The sequence below is a fragment of the Streptomyces albidus (ex Kaewkla and Franco 2022) genome, from assembly GCF_013870515.1.
GTDB lineage: Bacteria > Actinomycetota > Actinomycetes > Streptomycetales > Streptomycetaceae > Streptomyces > Streptomyces albidus.
In genome coordinates, this window is the sequence record NZ_JACBXA010000005.1 from 82,186 (window position 1) to 87,946 (window position 5,761).

General features: G+C 70.3%; 8 protein-coding genes. All 8 read left to right on the plus strand.

Features of this window, described 5'->3' with window-relative positions; all coding sequences use genetic code 11:
• Positions 1-35: 35 nt before the first annotated feature.
• On the plus strand, positions 36-254 hold the full coding sequence (locus H5J26_RS02265; protein WP_309237745.1) for an MbtH family protein: 219 nt from the start codon (positions 36-38) through the stop codon (positions 252-254).
• A 59-nt stretch (positions 255-313) separates the two neighbouring features.
• Positions 314-1,933, plus strand: coding sequence for a (2,3-dihydroxybenzoyl)adenylate synthase (locus H5J26_RS02270; RefSeq protein ID WP_181763946.1), 1,620 nt, complete (start codon positions 314-316; stop codon positions 1,931-1,933).
• Positions 1,930-3,339, plus strand: coding sequence for a salicylate synthase (locus tag H5J26_RS02275; protein ID WP_181763937.1), 1,410 nt, complete (start codon positions 1,930-1,932; stop codon positions 3,337-3,339). The genes H5J26_RS02270 and H5J26_RS02275 overlap by 4 nt, the downstream gene beginning before the upstream one ends.
• Positions 3,332-3,610 (plus strand): phosphopantetheine-binding protein, encoded by a 279-nt coding sequence (locus H5J26_RS02280; protein WP_181763938.1) that lies wholly within the window; start codon positions 3,332-3,334, stop codon positions 3,608-3,610. Before H5J26_RS02275 ends, H5J26_RS02280 begins: the two co-directional genes overlap by 8 nt.
• 44 nt (positions 3,611-3,654) lie before the next feature.
• The gene (locus tag H5J26_RS02285) at positions 3,655-4,431 is read left to right on the plus strand and encodes a thioesterase II family protein (RefSeq protein WP_181763939.1); all 777 of its coding nucleotides are present in this window, start codon (positions 3,655-3,657) and stop codon (positions 4,429-4,431) included.
• Between the two features lie 41 nt (positions 4,432-4,472).
• The gene (locus H5J26_RS02290; protein ID WP_309237746.1) at positions 4,473-5,084 is read left to right on the plus strand and encodes a flavin reductase family protein; all 612 of its coding nucleotides are present in this window, start codon (positions 4,473-4,475) and stop codon (positions 5,082-5,084) included.
• A complete protein-coding gene (locus H5J26_RS02295) occupies positions 5,081-5,308 on the plus strand; it encodes a ferredoxin (protein ID WP_181763941.1) in 228 nt (75 codons plus the stop codon). The genes H5J26_RS02290 and H5J26_RS02295 overlap by 4 nt, the downstream gene beginning before the upstream one ends.
• Positions 5,289-5,761 (plus strand): response regulator transcription factor (locus H5J26_RS32110; protein ID WP_303647131.1); only part of this gene is annotated, 473 nt, incomplete at its 3' end. The genes H5J26_RS02295 and H5J26_RS32110, both read left to right, overlap by 20 nt.

Here is a 5,761-nt window from a genome sequence, read left to right on the forward strand (position 1 = left end):
CCGACAGACCAGCTGACACAAGGGAGAGCAAGATCGTGACGAACCCCTTCGAGGACCCGGACGCCGATTACTTCGTCCTCGTCAACGACGAGGGCCAGCACTCGCTGTGGCCCGCGTTCGCGGACGTACCCGAAGGCTGGACCGTGGCACACGGCGAGGACCGCCGGGAGGCCTGCCTGGACTACATCAACGAGAACTGGACGGACATGCGGCCCAGAAGCCTCGCCGAATCGATGGGTTCCGCGCCGTGTTGAGCGAAGCGACGGACCGGCCGGGCCGGGACACGCAGCAACCCGGGCAGCACGCGGCGAACCTGCTCGACGGATTCGTGCCGTGGCCCGAGGAAGTGGCGGCCCGTTATCGGCGGGAGGGCTACTGGCAGGGCCGGACGCTGGGCGGACTGCTTCGGGACTGGGCGGAACGCTACGGACCGCGCACCGCACTGGTCCACGGCGACAGCCGGTTCACCTACGCCGAGTTGGACGCCGCCGCCGACCGCCGTGCCGCCGGACTGCAGGACCTGGGCGTGCAGCCGGGCGACCGGGTCGTCGTCCAACTCCCCAACGTGCCCGAGTTCGTGGTCGTCTGCTTCGCTCTGTTCCGCCTGGGGGCAGTGCCTGTGATGGCGCTTCCCAGTCACCGCCGTACCGAGATCCGGCATCTGTGCGAGCTCTCCGGAGCTGTCGCGTACGTCGTCGCGGACACCTTCGACGGCTTCGACTACAGAGACCTGGCGCGCGAACTGGACGCGGGGGTGGACACCCTGCGGCATGTGCTGGTGCTGGGCGATCCGGCAGAGTTCACGTCGCTGGAGAAGGTGGACGCCGAGCCGCGTGCCACGGCGTCGCCCGATCCCGCCGGGGTGGCCGTACTGCTGCTCTCGGGCGGCACCACAGGAGTTCCCAAGCTCATCCCGCGCACGCACGACGACTACGCGTACAACTTGCGTGCCAGCGCGGAGGTCTGCGGTTTCGACGAGTCGACCGTCTACCTCGCGGCGCTGCCGATCGCCCACAACTTCCCGCTGGCCTGCCCCGGCATCCTCGGCGTGATGCACACCGGCGGGCGCGTCGTACTGGCGGCCAACGGCAACCCGCCGGAGGCGTTCCCCCTGATCGAGAAGGAAGGGGTGACCGCGACCGCGCTCGTACCGCCGCTCGCACTGCTGTGGATGCAGGCCGCCGAGTGGGTGCCCGCCGACCTCTCCAGTCTGCGGCTGCTCCAGGTGGGCGGAGCACGTCTGGCGTCCGACGCCGCAGCCAGAGTCGGCCCCACACTCGGATGCCGTCTCCAGCAGGTCTTCGGCATGGCCGAGGGGCTGCTCAACTACACGCGGCTCGACGACCCCGAGGAGCTGGTGACCACCACTCAGGGCCGTCCTCTCGCCCCCGCCGACGAGGTGCGCGTGGTGGACGCCGCCGGCGAGGAGGTCCCCGTGGGCGAGCTGGGGGAGCTGTGGGTGCGCGGCCCGTACACGCTGCGGGGTTACTACCAGGCGGAGGAGTACAACCGCACCGCGTTCACCGAGGACGGCTTCTACCGTTCCGGCGACCTCGTGCGGCGCGGACCGACCGGCCATCTGTCGGTCGAGGGCCGCATCCGCGATGTGATCAACCGCGGCGGGGAGAAGGTCTCCGCCACGGAGATCGAGGACCACCTCGTGGCCCACCCCTCCATACGCGATGCCGCCGTGGCCGCGCTGCCCGACGAGATGCTCGGCGAGCGGATCTGCGCCTTCGTGATACCCGACGGGGATCCCCCGGGCCTCGTCACCGTGAAGCGCTTCCTGCGCGAACGCGGGCTGGCCGAGTACAAGCTGCCCGACCGGCTGGAGCTGGAGGAGTCATGGCCGCTCACCAGCGTCGGGAAGATCAGCAAGCAGCAGCTGGCAGCCGAACTGGCCCGCCGTATCGCCCCGGGGGAGCCCCGATGACCACAACCTCGCTGTCGACTTCTGGAGGTGGCGCCGCAGTGGAGGCCCCGATTCAGCGATATCACTGCACGACCGTCCCCTTCAGCGGGGATCCCGTGCTGGTCGCCGCACGCCTGGCCGGCGCGGTGACGAGCGGCCCGTATCTCGTCTACGAGAACGCCGGCACCTATTCGATCGGAATGGGCGCCGCGGCCGAACTGACCGTGGAGCGCACCGAGGTGCGGCTGCGGACCGGCGAGGGCGTCAACGCCGCCCCGTGGAGCGAGCGCCCTCTCGACGAGGTCGCACGGCTGACCGCGCAGTTCCCCGTGGAGGACTGGCGGGCCTACGGCATCGCGTCCTTCGAGCTGTCGTACGCCAACGCCGGTCTCCCCGCCGACGGGGGTGACGCGCCCCTGCTGCACCTGTTCGTACCCGAGAGCGAGGTGCGCCTGAAGGACGGCGAGGCACTCGTCCGCAGCCTCGACCCCGGGCGGCTGCCGGAGCTGACGGCACTCGTCAGTGAGCCGACGGCCGAGCCCGGTCACCGCGCGGAGCACGTCGACATCGAGCGCAGCGGCGACAGCGAGGCCTACTGCAAGATCGTGCACGAGGCGGTCGAGGAGATCCGCAGCGGCAAGCTGCAGAAGGTCGTCCTCTCCCGTGTCGTACCGCTGCCGTCCCGGTTCGACCCCGCCGCGACGTACGTGCTCGGGCGCCGGCGCAACAATCCGGCACGGTCGTTCCTGCTCGACGTCGGCGGCCTGCGGGCAGTGGGGTTCAGCCCGGAGACGGTCGTCGAGGTCACCGCGGACGGTCACGTGGTGACCCAGCCGCTGGCCGGCACCCGCAGGCTCACCGAGGACGGCGAGGAGAACCGGCGTCTGCACGACCAGCTTCTCAGCGACAGCAAGGAGATCTTCGAGCACGCCATCTCCGCCAAGGTCGCCTATGACGAACTGGCCGAGCTGTGCGTCCCGGGAACCGTGGCCGTGAACGACCTGATGAGCATCAAGGAACGCGGCACCGTCCAGCATCTCGCGTCCTCGGTCTCCGGGCGGCTCCCCGAGGGCGTGCGGAACTGGGACGCGCTCACGGCGCTCTTTCCCGCCGTCACGGCGTCAGGGGTGCCCAAGTCCGCGGCGTACGAGTGCATCCAGCGCTACGAGCAGGGCGAACGCGGGCTCTACAGCGGCACGGTGCTGACGGTCGACGAGGACGGGACCATGGACGCCGCCCTCACACTGCGGACCGTCTTCGAACAGGGCGGCCTGGCCTGGCTGCGGGCCGGAGCAGGCGTCGTCGAACAGTCCGACCCCGAGCGGGAGTTCGAGGAGACGTGCGAGAAGCTGCGCAGCGTCGCGCTCAACATCGTGCCCGCCGAGGAGACCGACACGAACAAGGGGAATGGAGCGCGCGATGCGTGAGGAGACGAACAACGGGCCGCTCGGCCTCGACGAGATGCGTTCGGCGGTTGCCGCCCAGATCGGGGTGGAGGAGAGCGCCGTCGGGGACGGCAGCGATCTGATCGAACTCGGGCTGGACTCCATGGCGATGATGACGCTCGCCACGCGCTGGCGGTACCGCGGCGTCGAGGTCAGCCTGCGTGAGCTCTACGAGAACCCCACCCTGCTCGGCTGGTACGAGCTGGCCTCCCGCAGCCGCGAGGAGGCCGGCGCGGGCGGCTCCGACCGATGACGTCTTCCGTCACCGCACACGAGGCGAGGAAACGAGGAGTTGCCTTGGAGACCCACGACGACACGGCCGCGCGGTGCAAGCTCTGGTTCCGCACACCGAGGCCGAGGCCCGACGCCCGGATGCGTCTGCTCTGCTTCCCGCACGCCAGCGGTTCGGCGAGCTTCTTCCGTGACTGGCAGTCCCACCTGCCGGAGACGGTCGAGGTACGGACCGTGCAGTACCCCGGGCGGGAGGACCGGATCGTCGAGCCGGTCATGGAGAACCTGGAGGAACTCGCCCAGGCCGTGGCGGAGGCGTCACGCCCGCTGGCGGACCGTCCGCTCGCCCTGTTCGGACACAGCATGGGCTCCGTGGTCGCCTACGAAGTGGCGCAGCGGATGCCGCAGTTCGGCGTGCGTCCCGAGATGCTGTTCGTCTCCGGCCTGCCCGCCCCGCACCGGCAGCGCCGCGCGATGGTGCACGAGCGGGACGACGCGGGGCTGCTCCAGGAGCTGCGCAGGCTCGACGGAAGCAGCTCCGAAGTGCTGGACGACCCCGAGCTCCGCGAGCTGATCCTCGGTGCCGCCCGCGGCGACTACCGGATGCTGGAGACCTACGAGCACAGCGGCCACCCGCCCCTGGACATCCCGGTCCACGGCTTCATCGCCGACCAGGACACCGAAGTGACCGAGTCCGAGGCACGGGAGTGGCGGGAGACGACCACCCGGGAGTTCGACCTGCGGCAGTTCGAGGGCGACCACTTCTATCTCGTACCGCGGCGCGCCGAGCTGCTCGAAGAGCTGATGGAGCGGCTCGCCCCGACGGTCAAGGCTCCGGCGTGATGGACGGCTCTTCCCCTACTCCTGTGAAGGAGCACGGATCCGTGACACAGCACACCGCACCGCCCGGCGGTCCTCCCGTGGAGGAGGCGTTCCCACCGGAACAGTTCCGCCGGCTCATGAGCACCTTTCCGAGCGGTGTCGCTGTCGTGACCGCTCTCGGCGAGGACGGCGCCCCGTACGGCATGACCGTCTCCTCCCTGTGCAGCGTCTCCCTCGACCCGGCGATGCTGCTCGTGTGTCTGCGTACCGGCAGCGAGACGTTGGGCGTGCTTCACCAGACCGGCGCCTTCGCGGTCAACCTGCTGCAGAGCAACGGCGAGGAGTGCGCCGCGCGCTTCTCCTCGCGCGAGCCGCGGCGGTTCTCCGGCATCGCCTGGGAGCCGACCCCCCGGTGGTCGCTGCCCGCTCTGCGTGATCACGCGCACACCACCGTCGAGTGCGTTCTCCACCAGGCTGTGGAAGCCGGAGACCACACCATCGTGACCGGCCGCGTGGACGGCACCGTGCAGCTGGACGCGCAGCCGAGGCCGCTTGTGTACGGGCTGCGCCGCTACGCGGAGTGGCCCGGACCAGATGCAGGCGAGGAAGCGAACGTGCCGGGGGTCTCCCTGGAAGCCCGGCAGATCAACGGAAACAGGAGGAGATCGATATGAGTGGCGGTTGGAAGGTCGGTGTCGACGTCGGTCTCTGCGTCGGATCCGGCCTGTGCCAAGGGCTGGCTCCGGAGCACTTCGGGCCCGGCGAGGACGGGAGCACCGAAGCGCTCCGGACCGGGATCGAACCCGATGACGCCGTGTACGACGCGGCTTGGGGATGCCCCGGCGAGGCCATCAGCATCGTGGAGGTCGATACAGGCAATGTCGTCAGCCCGAGTTGACCCCGTACGCTCCTGGCCCGCATCCGGCAGCGAGGAGTCCCCGGACGCCCGGGACATCTTCCTCGTCGAACCGGCGCACCCGGCGGACCCGGCCCGTCACCACGAGGTGGACCTGGAGGCCGCGCTCGCCCGGGTGACGGAGGCGCTGCAGGACCTCACCGCGGTGATGGAGGCCCGCCATCTGGCCTCCGCCCCGCCGTCACAGGAGGGGACGAGGCCGCGTGCCGTCGGCAGGCGAAGCCCCAGCAGCAGCCGCGAGCAGCTCACGTTGCGGGAGGAGGAGGTGCTGGGCCTGGTGGCGTCGGGCCTCTCCAACCGCCTGATCGGACGCCGGCTGAACATCTCCGAGCACACGGTCAAGGCCCACCTGGGCGGTGTGTACCGGAAGTTGGGCGTCTCGGGGCGTGCGGAGGCGGTGGCGTCGGCGCAGCGCCACGGGCTCTTCGCCGACGG